Source organism: Pseudoalteromonas lipolytica (assembly GCF_003515105.1).
Taxonomy (GTDB): domain Bacteria; phylum Pseudomonadota; class Gammaproteobacteria; order Enterobacterales; family Alteromonadaceae; genus Pseudoalteromonas; species Pseudoalteromonas lipolytica.
The window spans coordinates 23,364-41,381 of the sequence record NZ_CP032092.1 but is presented as its reverse complement, the minus strand read 5'-3'; the positions used below and the strand labels follow the sequence as shown (position 1 = coordinate 41,381).

Annotated in this window: 14 protein-coding genes and 1 pseudogene; 9 read left to right on the top strand and 6 right to left on the bottom strand. The window is 38.5% G+C overall.

Features of this window, described 5'->3' with window-relative positions; genetic code table 11:
- Positions 1–24: 24 nt before the first annotated feature.
- The 3 genes and pseudogenes from D0907_RS20030 to D0907_RS20020 all read right to left on the bottom strand — a co-directional run bounded on the left by D0907_RS20030 (position 25) and on the right by D0907_RS20020 (position 3,017).
- Positions 25–768, bottom strand: coding sequence for a hypothetical protein (locus tag D0907_RS20030; protein ID WP_118845365.1), 744 nt, complete (start codon positions 766–768; stop codon positions 25–27).
- Entirely contained in the window at positions 758–1,249 is a 492-nt protein-coding gene (gene mobI, locus D0907_RS20025) for a conjugative transfer protein MobI(A/C) (RefSeq protein ID WP_118845363.1), read from the bottom strand. The genes D0907_RS20030 and mobI overlap by 11 nt, the downstream gene beginning before the upstream one ends.
- A 622-nt stretch (positions 1,250–1,871) precedes the next feature.
- Positions 1,872–3,017 (bottom strand): annotated as a pseudogene (locus D0907_RS20020) (IS3 family transposase).
- Positions 3,018–3,600: 583 nt separating this feature from the next.
- On the opposite strand from D0907_RS20020, the gene D0907_RS20010 reads away from it, so the two are divergent.
- The 6 genes from D0907_RS20010 (at position 3,601) to D0907_RS19985 (ending at position 8,859) form a co-directional block, all read left to right on the top strand.
- Positions 3,601–3,933 carry a hypothetical protein gene (locus tag D0907_RS20010; RefSeq protein ID WP_036973899.1) on the top strand — a complete coding sequence of 111 codons (333 nt, stop codon included), beginning with the start codon at positions 3,601–3,603 and terminating at the stop codon, positions 3,931–3,933.
- 2 nt (positions 3,934–3,935) lie between these two features.
- Entirely contained in the window at positions 3,936–4,589 is a 654-nt protein-coding gene (locus D0907_RS20005) for a hypothetical protein (RefSeq protein WP_118845359.1), read from the top strand.
- A 10-nt stretch (positions 4,590–4,599) separates the two neighbouring features.
- On the top strand, positions 4,600–5,583 hold the full coding sequence (traF, locus tag D0907_RS20000) for a conjugal transfer protein TraF (RefSeq protein ID WP_118845357.1): 984 nt from the start codon (positions 4,600–4,602) through the stop codon (positions 5,581–5,583).
- Positions 5,583–6,941: a conjugal transfer protein TraH gene (locus D0907_RS19995; protein ID WP_118845355.1), complete on the top strand. Its 1,359-nt coding sequence runs from the start codon at positions 5,583–5,585 to the stop codon at positions 6,939–6,941. Before traF ends, D0907_RS19995 begins: the two co-directional genes overlap by 1 nt.
- A 173-nt stretch (positions 6,942–7,114) precedes the next feature.
- Positions 7,115–7,417 carry a hypothetical protein gene (locus tag D0907_RS19990; RefSeq protein ID WP_118845352.1) on the top strand — a complete coding sequence of 101 codons (303 nt, stop codon included), beginning with the start codon at positions 7,115–7,117 and terminating at the stop codon, positions 7,415–7,417.
- A gap of 509 nt (positions 7,418–7,926) precedes the next feature.
- Positions 7,927–8,859, top strand: a complete 933-nt coding sequence (locus D0907_RS19985; RefSeq protein ID WP_244223181.1) for a GIY-YIG nuclease family protein — start codon at positions 7,927–7,929, stop codon at positions 8,857–8,859.
- 339 nt (positions 8,860–9,198) lie between these two features.
- On the opposite strand, the gene D0907_RS19980 is transcribed toward D0907_RS19985, so the two are convergent.
- Complete coding sequence (locus D0907_RS19980; protein ID WP_341868793.1) at positions 9,199–10,077, bottom strand: integron integrase; 879 nt, start codon at positions 10,075–10,077, stop codon at positions 9,199–9,201.
- Between the two features lie 275 nt (positions 10,078–10,352).
- Between D0907_RS19980 and D0907_RS19975 the strand changes: the two genes are divergently transcribed.
- Entirely contained in the window at positions 10,353–11,192 is an 840-nt protein-coding gene (locus D0907_RS19975; RefSeq protein ID WP_118845349.1) for an IS1595 family transposase, read from the top strand.
- A 44-nt stretch (positions 11,193–11,236) separates the two neighbouring features.
- Here D0907_RS19975 and D0907_RS19970 read toward each other — a convergent pair whose 3' ends face one another.
- Positions 11,237–11,533 carry an ArsR/SmtB family transcription factor gene (locus tag D0907_RS19970; protein WP_425274526.1) on the bottom strand — a complete coding sequence of 99 codons (297 nt, stop codon included), beginning with the start codon at positions 11,531–11,533 and terminating at the stop codon, positions 11,237–11,239.
- A gap of 101 nt (positions 11,534–11,634) precedes the next feature.
- On the opposite strand from D0907_RS19970, the gene D0907_RS19965 reads away from it, so the two are divergent.
- Both D0907_RS19965 and D0907_RS19960 read left to right on the top strand, forming a co-directional pair.
- Positions 11,635–12,549 carry a permease gene (locus tag D0907_RS19965; RefSeq protein ID WP_425274525.1) on the top strand — a complete coding sequence of 305 codons (915 nt, stop codon included), beginning with the start codon at positions 11,635–11,637 and terminating at the stop codon, positions 12,547–12,549.
- Between the two features lie 304 nt (positions 12,550–12,853).
- Positions 12,854–13,702, top strand: a complete 849-nt coding sequence (locus tag D0907_RS19960; RefSeq protein ID WP_118845344.1) for a DUF4393 domain-containing protein — start codon at positions 12,854–12,856, stop codon at positions 13,700–13,702.
- Between the two features lie 1,579 nt (positions 13,703–15,281).
- Here D0907_RS19960 and D0907_RS19950 read toward each other — a convergent pair.
- Positions 15,282–18,005, bottom strand: a complete 2,724-nt coding sequence (locus D0907_RS19950) for a metallophosphoesterase (RefSeq protein ID WP_118845339.1) — start codon at positions 18,003–18,005, stop codon at positions 15,282–15,284.
- Positions 18,006–18,018 lie beyond the last annotated feature (13 nt).

Sequence of the window (18,018 nt, the reverse complement as noted above, 5' to 3'; positions counted from 1 at the left end):
TAGGCGGTTTCCCGCCTAGTCATTTTAAGCTGCGTTAACTTTTGAGTTGCTTGGCTGTTCGGTTTCGTTCTTAGAGTCTGCAGAAGTGCTATCCAATGAAATTGATTTTGAGTCAGTCTTTTTTTCTGTGTTTTTAATTGAAGCTTTGGCTTTAATTTCTTCATTTTGTTTTAAAATAAGGCTGTCATCTATATATAACTCTAGGCCACCTCTAATTAACGAAATTAGTTGGGTGGATTTAAATCGACCCCCACTTCTGTCTTTACCAGGTGATGTAGCGTTGCTAATTTTTGCTACTAATTTTCGTAATAGACCAATAGCTCTATTGCTGTTTTCATGACGACCTAAATCTGTAACAAAACCGGTTAACCAAAGATTTTCTAATTCTGCGATTTCATTATCTAAAGTTTGAATTAAATTTAGTAACTTCCAAGTGACTGGATAGCAAACTGGTACGCTTGATTCATAAGAGCTTGGTGTCATAACTTCTGGTGATTCTTCTAAACCGGCATTTTCCATAAATGCTTCTTTTTGTTTTTGTATACTTTCGATTTCTTGGTTAAACCAATCAGCAAGCTCTGACTCCCAAGCGCTTACTTTCGAATAGAGCTCATTTTCTGTAGTGGTTAACATTAATAATGAACCAATGCGTTCATAAATATTTAATGTCCGGTCACCTTCGTTTTTCCAAAAGTTATGGATGGTGTGTGATTTGAACTGGATATTAGTAATAAATGTTTTATGGATTAGTTGCTCATTATTGATCATGATTTTCTTCCTCTGCTGGAGCGGTAAATAGTGTTTTAGAAAGTTTGCAGATCTGCTTTTTCAAACTAACTCTGGATGAATGCAAAACTTCAAGTGACTCCCTTAATGGAGCAAGTTGCATTTCAGTTTCCCAATTAATTTTTGCGTGGCCATCCTCGCAATTTTTACTCAGTTGTTTTTCGGTATATCCTTTTTTTGTTGGTGGAATTTCTTTCCCCCAATGCCTATTAATTTTCTTGATAGGTGAGTACTCATGAGAAACCCAAGTGATGTAAAATTTTTCAGAGTTTTTTCGCTGCCTAACTTTTACTTGTAATGTCGATTTTTTAAAATCGCCCGACTCACCATGAATTTGATCTAAAAGAACTCTCCTTTTTTTGTGTTGATCACAAATATCTTGTGCACTTTCTACAATTGGTTTTTCAGCATCCTCGATAGCCTCTAAAACTAATTTCAGCACTTCTATTTCTGTAGACAGCATCTTTAACCCCGAACTTTAATTGAGACTTAATTATGCTTTGCAAAAAGATAGCTAAAGCCGAATTTTCAAACGTATATTCAAAAAAATTAGCCAAAGCACGTTTTTAAGTGTGGCGAACAGAAAGTTGAAGTGAATTAAACCTCAAGGGTGTAACTGGGAAATAAATCTAGAGCAATAAAAAGGCTTGCTCTATTTAGACGCAAATAAAAGTTTTCTGCGTTGCGAAACTGACAAGGAACACTGTGAAGGGAGATTGTTTTTTGCATCATAGATACGCAAAAACTTGTCATTGAATGACATTGGTTTAATTAATTATTTTCTGCATCATAATTACGCAGAAAACCCGTGTTTATGAATTGGAGAGCTATTGAGGCGGGTTTAACATGTAGTCAAACCGACTGCAAATGCTGAATGGTTGCATCATAAATTATGCAACAGAATAAATGTGAACGTTAAGTCACCTTGTTTTAAACGGTTCTAAAGGAGATAGTTCAGGAAAGAAATATCATTTACGGTTACTGCAATAAAACGAAAGTTTGCATTACATATGTAGCAAACAAACTTATATTACTTGAAATCTAAGAGTTGAGAGCTTTGATGCTGACTACATCAATTGTTCTGGTCAACTCCAGCCGGACACTTTTCTTAAAGAATTTTCATACTCTACTAGTGACTGATCGTTATTAGATGAGTGCAGCCTTTCTAGATTGTAATACTTCATATATCCTGCAACATCATTTCTCATGTGTTCACGAGTTGGCTGAGCCACTTTTAGCAACCAATCATGCTTCAAGCTACCAAAGAATCTTTCAACAACAGCGTTATCCCAACAAGCTCCCACATCACCCATGCTTGCTCGCATACCAAACTGCTTTAACAGGTTTCGGTATTGCTTACTCGTATATTGAGACCCTCTGTCAGAATGAAACACCAAGCCCTTGGCTGGTTTTCTTAAGTTATAAGCTTTAATCATGGCTTTCATCACTAAATCTGTCGTCATACGTTTATCAATATGCCAGCCCACAACTCGCCGAGAATATAAATCCATGACAACAGTAAGGTGCATCCAACCTTCGCCTGTTTTCAGGTAGGTTACGTCGCCAGCCCAAATTTGATTCGGTGCTATCGGATTAAAATTCTGGTTAAGCAAATTATCTGCAACTGCGTCTGAGTGCTTATGCTTAGTTGTTACCTTATAAGCTACTCGTTGTTTAACCACTAAATTGAGCTTCACCATTAACTTTCTGGTTTTATAACGCGTTATTTTAAAGCCTGCTTGCATAATTTTTTACATAACTCATGATAGCCTAAGCTTTCTCTGCTGCATTTAAACAGTGCTTTGGCTCTACGATAAAGATGTAGTTCTTCTGTCGTTATAAGCTTTGCTGGACGTGCCAGCCACGCGTAATAGCTTGAGCGATTTACCTTCATAACAGAGCATAATTTAATAACGCGATAAGCTTGGCTATTTTCCTTGATGAACTGATACTTTACTTCATTTCTCTCGCAAAGAAGGCACTGGCCTTTTTTAAGATCTCTTTCTCCATTTTGAGATCTTTGTTTTCTTTTCTTAGGCGCTTTAGCTCGGCTCGCTCATCTTCATTGAGTGAGTTCCCATCTTGTTGCTCTTCGAGTTTTTATAAATAAGTTTGGTTGTGATCCCTAAAGACGCTGCGGCCTCTGAAACTGAATAGCCTTGCTCTGTTACTAAAGCATCTGCTTCTTGTTTAAATTCGGTTGTATAAGTTTTGTCATTTAACACCTCAATATTAGAACATTGTCCATTATTAAAGTGTCCGGCTCAATTAAACCAGTTCAAATGCTACTCCGTATCGAAACGAATTATTTTCAAAGCCGATATTAAATTGAAGCTCGGCTCGACCTCCGAAATGAGCACCCCAATCCTTTTTTACCCCCTTTGGTCAAATACATACTTTGAGGGAACTCGTGATAAAGAATGAATTTTTTCCTCAATTCTTGAAGGTTACCCAGCTCATATTCTGTGAGCATTTCATTAATTTTATTTGCAATGTGAAACAGAGATGTCATTTAAAACCCTAAAAGTTATACCTGAATTGAGTATTACATTTGGATTGTGAATGGCCAACTTTGATTTTTGATAACAGTATTCGACTTAGTTATCTAGTTATAAAGTGCTAGTGATGGGAAGGTTGTGTTTATTTTTTGAATCATAATGTGTCGGTTTATAAATAAATAAACGCATTTAAAATCAAACGTTTAAATTTTCTATAAATTTTAATTGTGAAATATACACTTTGTGTAGTTGCCAATTTAGTGACCTTCTGTTTAAAATGTAGCTTCATTGTTAATAATTTTTTATTGGTTGTGTTATGGAAAATCGAAGTCAATTTTTGGATGAAGCAATATCTATTCAAGTTAGTGCGTTGCTTCTAGTGAAACAAGCTGCAGTTGTAGATATTCAATTGGCTGCGCACCTTTTCTGTATTCAATCTGAAGCTGATGTGGTTGCTATACGTGATGCTAGTACAATGACATTGCAACGACTAGCTAGAGAAAAAACAGTTATTAACGCGGCATCGCTTGGTTTGAATGGAATTAAACAAATGCTAGATGCTATTAAAAGTGCTGAGAATAACGATTCAAAACTTGGCAAGCTTAAAAACTTAGCTGCAAGTACCTCAATCGCTGTGGTGGGGAATTAATTATGAATGCAATTAGTTCAGAACTCATAGGTTTAGTGGATGGTAGAAGTGTTTCATATAATATAACAAGAGACATTTCACTGATTGTTACGCTGATGTCTCTTAATGCAAGACCCGCTCTTGTTGCAGAGCTCTTTCCTTATATCAAAATTGGACGCTATAAAGAAATAAAAAGGGAAGTAGACACTATTTCTTCTAAGCCATTTGAGTTCAAGAAAATTGCAAATTCAGTTGGTTATGGATGGGTTGATTCAAACCGCGAAGGCTTTTTGATAGCGAATCTGCTATTTAGTGAAGCTAAAGCTCTGTACCCTAATTTTGATTTTGATAATGATAATGTTTTTGCAGATATGCTTGTTAATGTTTGTATAAGCTTTAATAAGCGCTTCCAAGATTTGGTCGACCCAATTGACATTAATCAAGTAAATTCATTGTTTTGTGGAATTTCTAAGCAGGACTTATACCCCAATAGATGCTCATGTGGTCGCTTTTATTTAAGAACAACCCAAAGCTTCACTTCTTCTTGTCCTTGGTGCCGTTGTGGTGTTAATCCAAAATCAGTGAAAACAATCAAACTTAAAAAAGTAAATATCCATCATTTCGTTCAAGAGCAATCAGTTCGAGTACAACACACGAAAGTAGCTAATATTTCGTAGGTTGAAAGGAATGAGATTCTATTTAAGTTTAACAATTGTATCATTGGGACTTACGAATGCTGGCTTTGTGTCTGCTAAAAGCTCACCGGTTTCTGGAACAGAAAAGCCTAGTAGAGGATGGCACTTTTACGAAGATCCTGAGCTTGTAGATGAGGAAAAGCGAGAAGTTCCAAAGGCGCAACCTCCTTCTGCACAGCCAAATGATAAGAAACAACCAGAAATGGTTGAAATTAATTCAGCGTGGTTGAAAGAAAACCTTCCTAAATTACTCAATACAGCTATTGATGACCCTAGTACAGAGAACATCTCAAACTATTATTACGCACAACGTTTAGCTATCGACAAAGCGAATGCATTTAGCGATCAAACAAAAGAATTTTTTATGTTTGAAGAGCAACTTTCTGAAAGTAACCGCCGACCAAATTCAAGTAATGCGTTATTTGCTCATAAAGTAAAAACAAATAAAGATAAAGCCAAAGTGTTCAATTCTTTATTTGATAAAGCAGGGCTGTGGATGTTCTATCGTTCTGACTGCCCGTATTGTCACCAACAATTTCCTGCGATGGAGTCCTTGGCTAAGATAATGGGGGTTGATGTGTTAGCAATCTCAATGGATGGCATTCTTTTAGATAAAGAGTTCCCGGGAGTTAAGCATGTGATCGACCCTAATATGACTTTGTCTCGAAAGTTTCAAGTGAACATTACCCCTACAACAATGCTTGTCTCAAATGATGGTCAGCACTTTCAAACAATTAAATATGGCATGGCATCAGGTAGTGAACTTGTTCAAAGAGCACTATATGCAGCAAAACGGATGAACCTCATTAGTGAGGAGCAATTCGTTAAAACACAAGAAGTAAAAGACATTCTTGTGTCAAAGGAGCCTTTAGTAGTTGAAAAGCAAAAGTTAGAAGACAACCCTTCAATTCTATCTGACCTACTCAGAAAACGGCTTAATGAGATTAACCTTTCAACTACATCAAAGGCTCAGTAATGTTTAAAATTAATAAATTAACAGTGCTAATTGCACTTAGCGCTTTGTCTCCATCAATTCATGCTTCAACTGTGATGGAAGATGTCTTTACTGAAGCTGTAACATTTCAAACGACAACTGCGACTTCATTCAGTACACCAACAAGAAACGGTATTAGTTTTGGTGGGGCTTCTTACAGAGTAAAAGGGGTAAGAGCTAATGTCATTAATTTTCAACCTCCGAAAATATCTGGAGGCTGTGGTGGCATCGATTTTTTTGCTGGAAGCTTTAGCTTAATAAACTCCGACCAATTAGTGCAAATGGGAAGGGCGATTGCACAAGGTGTACCATCATACGCCTTTAACTTGGCTTTAACTTCAGTTTGTCCCTCATGTAGTAAGTTAATGTCAGACCTTCAAACAAAACTTGATGAATTTAATCAAATGACAGCTAATGGCTGCGAAAAGGCTGTTGGATATTTGGGAGATCTGAAATTAGATGACGGCACAAATGCAGTCGATACTTTCAAGAGCTCAGTGCAGTTTGGTGCTTTAGAGGGGCTCGCAAATGATGCTTCAGGTTGGTTAACAGATAGAGGTGAGGCAAACGCTACGAAAGGCGATACAGATAATACAGCTGTTAAAGCAGAAAAAAACGGTGTCGAAGTAGAAGTTAATACAGCTCATCATATTCTAGTGAATGCAAATGTCAGTGCTTATACCCATTCCTCAATCTCAGGTTTGGGTGGTGCAAACTTAAAAGACCTGATCATGTCGTTAACCGGTACAACAATTTCTAGAAAGTCTGGAAGCACAAGCTCGACCGATACCGGGATTGATGTAATAACTAAACCTGCAACTGTCTCATTAAGAGATATTTTCGAAGAGTCTGATGCAGGCTCAATTAGAGTAATGAAGTGTGAAAGCACAGATCCAAATTGCTTAAACCCTATCGAAAAAACTATCTCAAGCAGAGGCTTGAAGTACATTTTTGATGATATAGCAGAAAAGCTCGTTGCCAAAATTGATAAAAGACTGAATGTAGCTCAGACGGAAGATGAAATAGCACTACAAGCTATTGCAGATTTAAATGCTTCAGAGTTAGTTAGCGCTTTAAAAAACCCTCGGTTGGCTGCAAAGACATTATCATTAACAGCTCAGGAAGCTGTAGCTCAGCAAATAATAACGGTACTTCAGGAAGTGCTTCATAACATCAAGTCAAATTCATCTGTAGGTGTATCACTAAAAGGGGCCGTTGCTAAACCATATATCGAATCACTGGATAAGCTCAATGATGATCTTGATAAAATGCGATACAAAATAGGTGAAGATTTGAAGTTGGTTGCTACGCCATATGCGGTTACCCAGGCAATGAAGTAATTAAAAATTAGCTGGTGGGTTTAATACTCATGTATGATTAAGTTGTTGTGTCAAAGCGCCTTAACAAATATATGATTTGTTAAGGCCTTTTTATTGAAGATTGCAAAGAGAGTACTCATTTAAAGTACGCTTAGAAAAATAGGCGAGTTATATTAATACAATGTAGGCGAAATATGGCGGAATCTAGGGAACTTAGAAGCTTTGGGAATATGGTGATAGCTGTTATAGGTATAATTTATCTTTTGCATACCTACGTCACAAATAGGGTTGTTGCTCTTCTCAGTGATGGTACCCCAAATATAACATTAGTTTTACGAGGCTGTACATCAGTTGAATGTCATATCAAAGGTACATTAAGAACAGACCCAATATCTTTGGAAAGCTACATTTTGAAAAGTGATGGAACAAAGCTTTATTTTAATCACGATGAAATTTCAAGTTTGTCATGGCCAGTTATAGATGCCAATTATGAATAAGCTTTTGTAATCTTACTATTCTGGTTAGAGATAGGATATAAGCTCTCTAACAAGGTAATGCTAGCCGAGTTTGAATATTTTAATGATACTGTATTTTGTTTGGTGCTAAATGATCCAGATTTCATTAGATGTATTAGTTCAAACAAGATCTGACACATTAGAGCCCATTCAATGAACTGTTTTTATCCACCACAAAAGCATATATTATTACTTTGGTAATACTTCCTAACCCATCCACCACCTTCATATAGCCTACAATAAATGCCAGTACATTAGTTGATTGAGACAATTTAGATGGGTTTAGATGAATAAGTCTTAACTTTATCTGCCAAACTCGAATTTTAGAGTTGAATCAAATCTTACAGTAAATAGCCTGTTTGTGCCAAAAGCAACCTTTTTGGTATAAATTATTTATGCCCCATTTCGTGCCAGAAGTGTTCTATGATGTGAACTTTGGCACTGACAAGTTAAGACCATATTTTAGAATATGCTACTAAGGTGATAAAACTATGCAAGGAAGTGCGAAGATTAGCAAGCTATGGTGGGAACATTTAGTCCCTAAAGCACTAGTTAAGCGCCATAAAGAAGTAGAAAGATTGCTTAATCGATTCACTCAGTCTGACTACGGCAATTTTTGGTTTAATGCAGCAAAAAAGCCTGAGGGTGTAATTAGGTGTAAGCGGGATCAATATATTCCTGTTTTAAAACTGATCTTTGTAGGGGATGCCCCTGGTTTTATTGCTAAGTTTGAATATTTACAGAAAGGGCACCGTGCCGTTTCGACACAAAATGAATTTGAATCTGGCAAAGTGCTTGAAGATGATGAACTTGTCATGGTGCCTTTAATCAGCGTTGATTTAGTAACAGATACACTGCTTATAGAAGCGGCTCGGAAGGGGATATTGTCGATAGATGAAAGCAAAATTATTCGGCCAAGTTTATTGTTTACAATTCCTGCACACTACTTGTTAACACCTCAACATTGCCCTTTAACATCATACGTGTTGTACCAACATATCTTCGGGCGCGGTAATTCATATCCGAACGACGGATACTTTTATGTTGGTGTTACAACGCGGAGTTGGCAGAAGCGTTGGGCCGAACATCAAAGAGCTATCAAAAATGGGAGTCCCTTGCTATTCCATCGTAAATTTCGGGAAGAGAGTCAGAATGGTGGTATCTCTTATGTGAATCATAAGGTGATGAACATAACAGATAACATCGATGCATTGTATGAAGCAGAGGAGTTTCTAGTTGAAGGTCACTGGCAGGATGAACGCCGACTCAACATGATCCCAGAGGGTAAATCGGGGCTACGATACCTACGAGAGAACGGGCTAATTGCTAAATCGGTTGTGCCAAATCCGGATCAGCGAGATCCAATTCTGAGTAAATGGTTTAAAGAGCACCCTCGCAAAGGTTTACCAGCGCCGGGTTGCTGAGAAATGGCGAGATAATGATTGGGCTATCGCACAGATCTGCGGCAGAGAGGGTAGATTGTCGGCGGAACAGGTTCGCGCAATCCGTCAACTAGCCAATGAATATACGGCAGAGGAAATTTATAGTCGCATAGGTGCAAAGGATGTTGGGCAAGTCCTGAGAGTTTTAGACGGACAAACTTACACTAGAGTCGTGTAATATCAATCAATGGAAGGCATGGCAGTAAAAATCCTTTGCCCCAAAATAAGTTAGGTTAAATGCTCTAACTGCTGCTTTGAGCAATCAAGAAACGGTCCAAGCCCTACACATTGAATGATAAGTTAACGCATCTTTAATAATAGCTAGAAAACTTTGCTTAATGGGCTTACAACACCGTTTGCTCCTTGTTGTAAAACATGGGTGTTAATCTGTGTGGTTTTGACATCAGAATGGCCCAATTGTGCTTGAACGGTACGAATATCGGCGCCACTTTGCAATAGGTGCGTTGCAAATGTATGGCGCAAGGTATGAGGCGTAATAACCTTTGTATTATTGGTTTGCTTTAATGCTTTTTTAATCGCTTTTCTAACACATGTAGGGTGGAAATGGTGGCGACTTATCTCGCCAGTTTCTGGGGCATCACTTAATTTGTAGGAAGGAAATAAGTATTGCCACGCTAGTGATTTATTAGCTGAGGGATATTTACGAGTTAAAGCGTTAGGCATCCACACACCTGCGTATCGCTCGCTTTGTAAATCTAATCTTAAATATTCTTCAACTTGCAAAATTTGATTTCTAAGTAGTGGGATCAACTCCGTTGCAAGAGTAACTATACGATGCTTGTTGCCTTTTCCGTTCCAAATTTGAATGCATTTATAATCAAAATTAATGTCCTTTACTCGCAATTGCACCGCTTCCATCACACGCAAACCACTTCCATACATTAACCCCGTGATTAAGTAATATCGCTTGGAAAGATGACTCATCAATTGCTTTACTTCATCAGGCGTCATCACTACAGGCAGCTTGGGTTGTCGATTACTTCGTGCAAAATTCAAGTTTAAAGAAAGCTCATTTTTGACAATATGTTTATATAAAAAAGCGAGCGCATTTAAAGCTGCACTTTGTGTTCTAGGTGACATATTACGTTTTAATACAATATGGTCTAAAAACGCTTTGACTTCTGCATCTCCCATTGAGCTTGGGTGACGTTTGTTGTGAAAGTGAATAAATTTTGCGATTCAACCTAAATAAGCGTTAATTGTTCTTAATGAATACTGACGAGTGAGCATATAGTCTGCAATGTAGTTTAAATAAGGAGAGCGAGTTTTCATTCCTTTGAAATGAAGCTGTATATATGGCGCTGATCCATTTCTGTGTTGGTAGTCTATACTTATTGTGATGAATAGACCTCAGGAGCGCCTTATGAACAATTCCCAGATTTGCCAATCTTCAAGCCAATTTAGAAGAGTTAACTTTTGTTCAATTGAAGCGTCTCCGACAGCATATCGAAAATATGATTTCATCAAACCATGTTGGTAAAGCTATAGCCGTTCATGAGGAAGGTGTGGCTGAGTGCGCTCATTGTGCTAGCCACGAATTCACTAAATACGGAACGACAGCACGAGGGCAGCAGAGACAAAAATGTAAAGCTTGCGCTCGGACATTTAATTCGCTTACAGGTACACCATTATCTGGAATGAAGAAACAAGATAAGTGGCATCAGTATTCTGAGGGGATGTGGTTTACCGCAAAGATTAGAGAAGCGGCAAGTGAACTAGGTATTAATGTCAAAACTGCATGGCGGTGGCGACATCAATTATTATCTAAGCCAAGAGAGAGTAAACCTTCGGAGCTTCACGGTATTATTGAAGCTGATGAGACCTTTATCAATGAATCTTTTAAAGGTAAGCGCCAGTTGGAAAGGCCACCACGTAAGCGTGGAGTTAAAAGTAATGAAATACCTAAAGTACCCGTTCTTCTTGCATTAGATCGCAACGGTGCTTTCACTCATTGCGTTTTACAAAGGAATACTAGGGAAGAGTTAGAGAGGTCATTAGCACCTGTCTTAACACCTGAGAGTGTCTTGTGTACTGACGGCAATTTGTCGTATCAAACAATCGTCAAGAGCTTGCCTTTTGAGCTTGATCATAAGCGACTTATAGCAGTTGATAATCAACGAGTTATAGATGGAATCTACCACATTCAAACGCTCAACAATTGGATGATGCGTTGGAAACAGTGGCTTAGACAATTTAATGGCGTTGGAACGGACTATCTTGATAATTACATCGCATGGTTTAGGCAAATGAATCAAGCGCAAGGTGATGATAGTTGGATCAACTTGGCACTGTGATACCATTTGATCATATCATCCTCACCTCATTCGAGATTCTTTAATTATTTAGTATCTTCAATGCAACACTCATCTTGTAAGAATGAGATCACAGAGAGTAGTTTGTCATACTCAACCGAACAGTATAAAACCCTTCCATCTCTCTTTTGCTTTATTAACCCTGCTGAAACAAGGCTGGAAATGTGGTGTGATAATGTTGAATTTGGAATATCTAACTCATCTTTTAATATGCCTACACTAACGCCTTTTTCACCTGCTTTTACAAGTCTCTTAAATACCATCAATCTAGTTGCATGACCCAACTCTTTAAAAGCTTTGGCTATCTCTTCAGTTCTTATCATTAACTATCTCCTAATATATTTCGATATTACTAGAAATGTCTTGACGCGTCCAGTGTTTCAACTTATCATTTCCATATTGCTAGAAATGTGAGTTTTAAATTATGAATATAACTGAAGCAATGGTTTTTGATACCTTAAATATGTTTGGCTTTTTAGCCGTAGAGCTAACGTTACTTTTTTTGGCGATTAGTTATATCGTTGGTGTTCTACAGGAGTATATTCCTCCAACAAAAATACAGAGCATATTAAGCAGTAAAAATGGCAAAGGGTACTTTGTCGCAAGTTTGCTTGGTGCAATAACGCCATTTTGCTCTTGCTCTACCATTCCTTTCTTGAAAGGACTTCTTCGTGCCAAGGCGGGATTTGGTACGATGATGGTTTTCTTGTTCGCAAGTCCTCTACTTAACCCAATTATTATTGGCTTATTCGCTGTTACTTTTGGAATAAAAGTCACGCTATTTTACTTTGCGATAGCGATGGGGGTATCAATTGTTGCAGGAGTAATGCTAGAAAAACTAGGGTTTGAAAAGTACGTGAAGCCAGAAGCTTATGTTGAGCCTGAAAAAAAGGGATGTGGGGCGACTTGTGGAAGCAAATCAAAGCCTGAAAGCAAATGGGTAAAAATCTGGAAAAGCACTTGGAGCGACTTTACAAAAGTATTGCCTTATTTGATCGGTGGTATTGCAATAGGTTCACTTATCTATGGTTTTATGCCAACAGAGTTTGTAGCAAATGTTGCTAGTGAGAATAACCCATTTGCTATTCCATTTGCCGCAGTTATCGGTATTCCATTATACATAAGAGCTGAAGCAGTAATTCCTCTAAGTGCCGCATTAGCAGCTAAAGGGATGGGACTTGGTGCGGTTATGGCATTAATCATAGGTAGTGCTGGAGCAAGCTTGACAGAAGTTATCTTGCTTAAATCAATCTTCAAAAACAAGATGATCTGGGCATTTCTTATTGTAATTTTATCAATGGCTATTAGCGCAGGGTTTCTATACCAATTTATTTTTTAGTCTAGGTAAACGGACTCTATATAGAGTCCGTTTTTACATCAAATTGTAGATTAACAACACAAAAACGGATCAGCGCCATATATATACAGTTTTAGCTCAGTCGCTCGTATAGTCAAGAAAACGACCCAATCGCTCGTTTTTATCCTGAGGTAAAAGCGAGAACTCCTAAATTTTAATAACACTGGTAATTAGTTAACAAGTTTGTTAAAAATAATCTAATAAGAAAAACGAGCTACGCTGTGGTAGAAAAACGCGCGATTAGCTCGCTATAAACATGTTAGGGCTACTACAAAATGGAGTTGAAATGACTGACGAAGATAAATCAAAAGAAGGAAATGTCGAAGGTACGATCAATGCAGTTACTGGTCTTGCCAAAGCTGTTCCTGTTTATGAAGATGCCATACAGCCAGCGGCCAAAGAAATAGGTAAGGCTCTAGGAACAGTAGCAAAAACAGTCAATGTTGCCCTTGCTCCAGTTAAGGGATTAGTTTGGGGTTACGAACAAATTGAAGAATTTGTATCATCCAAAGTATCTGAAAAGCTACAAAACACACCCGAAGAAGAAATTGTTACTCCAAAGCCTAATGTTGCAGGTCCAGCTCTGGAATCTTTACGTTACACCGGACATGAAGAATCTTTAAGAGAGCTATATGCAAATTTACTCGCGGCCTCGATGGACTCAATGACGAGCGCAAGGGCCCACCCAGGTTTTGTAGAAATCCTGAAACAGATAACACCAGATGAAGCAAAGCTACTAAAGCTTTTTACACATCATCGTCCATTCCCTTTACTAGATGTTAGGCAGGAATCTACAGAGGCAGGCAAAAGAGGAGGAAGAGACATATTGAAATCATTCTCCACTTTGGGTGAAGAAGCCGGCTGCGAAAATGCGAATTTGACCCCTAGCTATTTGGATAATCTATCCAGACTAGGGTTAATAGAGATACCAACATTTTTCGAATACACAGCACCTAACGTTTATGACCAACTTGAAAGCCATCCAACCATCGAATCCATTAAACAGCAGTTGAATAATTTACCTAATCAACAATGTCAAATACAGCGTAGAGGGGCTCAAGTAACTCAGCTAGGACGTCAATTTATAAACATATGTGTCATAGATCATGCAGCTAAACGTCCACCAAAGCCCTAACAAGCGCATGTTGCAGGACTGGTTTTCCGCTGCGCTCCAAGCCAGCCGCAAATGCAGGCGTTACTGATTAAATACTCTAACTCATTTTTGTCCAAAAATGAGTTAGCTCGACCGTCTCTTGAACATTCATAGCTGCTTGTCAGGTAAAGTCTAAACTAATTCTCCTAAGCTGTAAGATCAGATATGAGCTACTACAGCTTAGAGTTAAACTTTTCCTACGCACAATACCAATTTTTTTAAGTGATTTAACAATTTGCTTATAAAACCTAAGTTCAACTATGGTCGCTTAATACTATCCCACATAAGGTTAATTTAGTTTTCGATTGAACTTATTCTTCACTAAACTGGTATTGAAATAAAGTGATTCTATGCCTTTGAAACTTCATCAACGATTTCCATATAGCTCTACAACATTACCTTAGATAAACAATGTTGTTGTATCCAGCCATATTCTTGCATTATTGGATTAGGTTCTATTAAATAAGCGTGGGCCTTATTTGGGTCAGTTTTTTAATTCTGCCTTAATATCATATGTGTTCTAACCTCCTAAATCTATAATCACAACAGCATGCCTCCCAAATGGTGTCGTGTTTTAAATCTAAGGCTTATTTACGAATGAACTTATAAAACTTGTATTTGGCCTATGGCTGGACATGCCGCAACAAATCGTGCTTAGTATTTAAACCATTCGTTGATAAGGTCTAGAGGAAATGCTTTAGTGTGTGAAGAATAGTTTATAGTTGGAAGATTTTTAAAATCTTTTTGGGTGTTTAGAGCGGCGTGTTACCCAACAAAAATCAAGTATATTTAGTATTTTATAGTCATAACTTAAGTGGATGAGAACACTGAATTTAATTTTTAACGTTATAATTGATATCTTCCCTGGTAAGATGACCACCTTGAGGTCTGCGCTCTTTGCTTTATAAGTTTAAACAGTTGTTTACCTTGTCGCAATCTTGAAGGGTGCCCTTGAATAGGTTAGCAGTCTAAACTGTCCAGCCAATGGCCCATATAGCTAGAAACACATTTATCGTGTTAAGGCGCTTGGTGATGTTTGCTACTTTTCGATAAAACGCTAACTATTGTTCAAATATGTATGGGCTCAATGTTATTAAAAAGTGACTCTATATAGCCTTAATTAGATCAGGTATTTAAACGGAATGCTATTTAAGGGCTGGTTACAGAGTGTTTGACGTAATGCTTCTATTAGGTCATTGATACAGAATATTATTAAATTACTGAGTATGAATAAAGATAGGTCAACACAAAGATATTTGTTCAACCTCAGCCAAGGCCTGATATTCACTGTTAGCATTAATCGGTTTAGAAATAACTTTCCTCAACCGCTCAGGCTTTGTGTAATTTGATAACGGTTCGATTAAATTGATTGATAGATTGATCAATCTGAATGAATCCTTAAACTTTCGAGAAGACACCTCTTTTATAAAGTCATGATTTTAGCTAAATATGAGGCTGTCTATCCTGCTGATTAGTGATCAATTTTTTAAAAGATAAAAATACCTATTCTAGGTAAAATGAAAAATCTAAATGCTTTCTAATTCTAGTTTTTATAATTACATTAATGTAAGAATTGGCGTTCTTTGTTAAAAAACTTGTTGCGCTGTTTTAACCAAGGATTATTCATAATTTGTGGTGCAGCTTGATAATGACGTTCAACCACTTGGTTTAAGGTACGGGTTGATTGCGTAAAATTAAGTTGTTGCTGTGCAGCACCCATATTAGCGATTTCAGCATCTGTCATTGCACGACCAGCAAATAACAAGGCGTTTAAGTAACCCGGCTTAGTTTCGTAGTCATTATCGGTTAAAAGTAAGGCCGCATCGCTGATTGCCCAGCGTTCATTGATTTCACCTTCATATTTAATACCAATCAGCTCTCCATCAAGATAAATTTTTAGTGCCCCGTTGTTTGGAGCTGCATAAAACACAAAAGCAATACGGTGCCAGCTGTTTGCTGTAAGCTCGCCAAAGTAACCACTGTCACTGGTGGCAATGCCGATGGCGTTATCTCGGCTAACGTAAAGGTCTGCGTCATCGCTGTTAGTGATATCGGTTTGTAGTAATGAGCGCCACTCATTGGTGCTTTGTTCTGGCCACATAATATCCATCACTAAGGTGTAATCAGCGATAAGCCCTTCAGTTTGGTAATCACCGTTTGGAGCACTATTAGCCGCTAAGGTTAAGCCTTGCGTTGGGCTATGGCGAGCAAAAGCGAGCACGCCAGAGGAGCCACTTGGTAAATCAGCAATTTCAAGCTCAGTGGTGGTGGCAAATTTGCTATCTTCTGGCCCCCAATTTTTGTCTTCAGGGTCATAAAAGCTGAGTGTTGCAGGGCCAAAGTCACTGCTAAAGCCTTGCTCAGGGTTGTTAAAATTCCATACTGTGACCGCATCATCTGCTTTACAGGCATTAAGCATGTTATCGGTATCGATATATAAACATTGGCTAGTGCGTGCTCGCGCGTAGTTATCAAGCAGCCACCAACTTTCAGCGACCAATTGTGCTTCTAAGTTTGGCAGAGCAGGGAAGAACAATTCGCTATTTAGCGCTGGGCCTTTAAATAGAGCAACGAGGTAAGTGCTTGCATCATCAATGCTATCTGGCACTAAAGATACCCATTCAGGCTGGCTTTCGAGCATGCTTTTCAACTGGCTGCCAGTTGCCTTAACTTGATAAATTGAATTAAAGCCCGGGGTATTCGATGGTTGGCGTTCAACCTTAAACGCGGCATGAAAATCTTCTTGGGTTAATGTACCCGGTAGCCAACGATCTTGTACTTGGCTTGCATCAAGTAAGGCGGCATCAATAACAGGGAACTGCTGCATAGTTGCTTTGGCTGTAATCGTGGTGAGTTCTTCTGCAGTGGGGTAGTTTTCTGAAACGGCAATTTCGGTGTTTGCGTCTGGAGCATAACGTCCCATGATTTCATCGATGGCGGTTTTAGTGCTTTCATCTAGGGTCGTAATGTTGGCGGTAGGAACTGTATTGTAATCAACATCCGCAAGTGTCTTGTCTTCAAGGTTGAAGGTTAAGGTAAGATCCGTTAGCCCTTGTGCAAAAAAGTTTGGCTGAATAACAATACTGCCATTATCTAAGGTTTGATAACTTTCACCGCCATGGGTATGCCCACCAAGCACTAAATCAATTCCCGTAACATTTTGTGCAATTCGGGTGTCAGTGCCTTCACCTAAGTGACTCACCATGACCATGTAATCAACATCTTGACGGTATTGGTTAACAATCAGCTCAGCCAGTTCTTGCCACTGCCAATTCATTTTGAAATTAGCGATAAAATCAGGAATTGGCTCGTCTTCAACTGGTTCATCGAGTTCATTCCAAGGCACTGAAGTCATGCCAAAAAAGCCGATACGTAGGCAACCTACTTGGACAACCGAAAAATCGACACCGGCAAACGGCGTCTCGCTGCTACCATCATATTCGGTGTTACTTGAAAGCACGATGGCATTATCGTCATCGGCAAAGTCCAACAGTTGCTCAGGTCCCCACGCATAGTCGTGGTTACCAATCACACGTACGTCAAAAGCCATCGCTTTTATTGCTTCAACAGTGGCTAACCCTTGTGATGTTTGTTCAGCTACGGTGCCTTTTTCATAATCGTCACCGCCATTGGTGAATAAGGTGTTGGGGTTTTCAAGTTTTGCATTGTCGTAGTAACTGCGAATACGGCTGAATAATTGCTCTTTAAAGCCAAAACGCGCGTGTAAATCAGCAACATGAATAAAGCGCACTGTTTGGTTACTGGCGTTGTCATTACATTGCTCGCCAATGATTTTACTAACTGGAGGAATTGTGCGCGACATTAAAGCAAAGCTACCAAATCCTGTAATAGCACTGACTGCAAATCCATCATTGCTTTGTTCTGTACTGAGAGTTTGCCATTGCTCATCGACTAACTGAACTATGCTAAAAGCAAGGTTGGTTTGTTCATCTGGTAATTTAATCGCTAAACTTAATGGCTCAGCAAATATCAGGTTATTAGGGCGAAAGGTATGAATACTCGAGACAATACCTTGCTCTATATCCGTGCTTGAAGCGCTCGTCTCAGTGTAAGTAAATGTAGTGTCTGTTGTGACTGTGTTACTTATTGCATTAAGTGTGACATCGCCTTGTGCGAATTCAGCTGATACGCCATTTTCGACAGAAATAATCAAACCAGACTGATCAGGAACAGTTGCGACTTCTTTTGTTGTTTTATCGCCACCGCATGCTGTTAGTAAAAAGCTAGTCAGAATAATGACCAGTAGCTGAGTATTAGAGCGCACTTGTTGGTCCCTT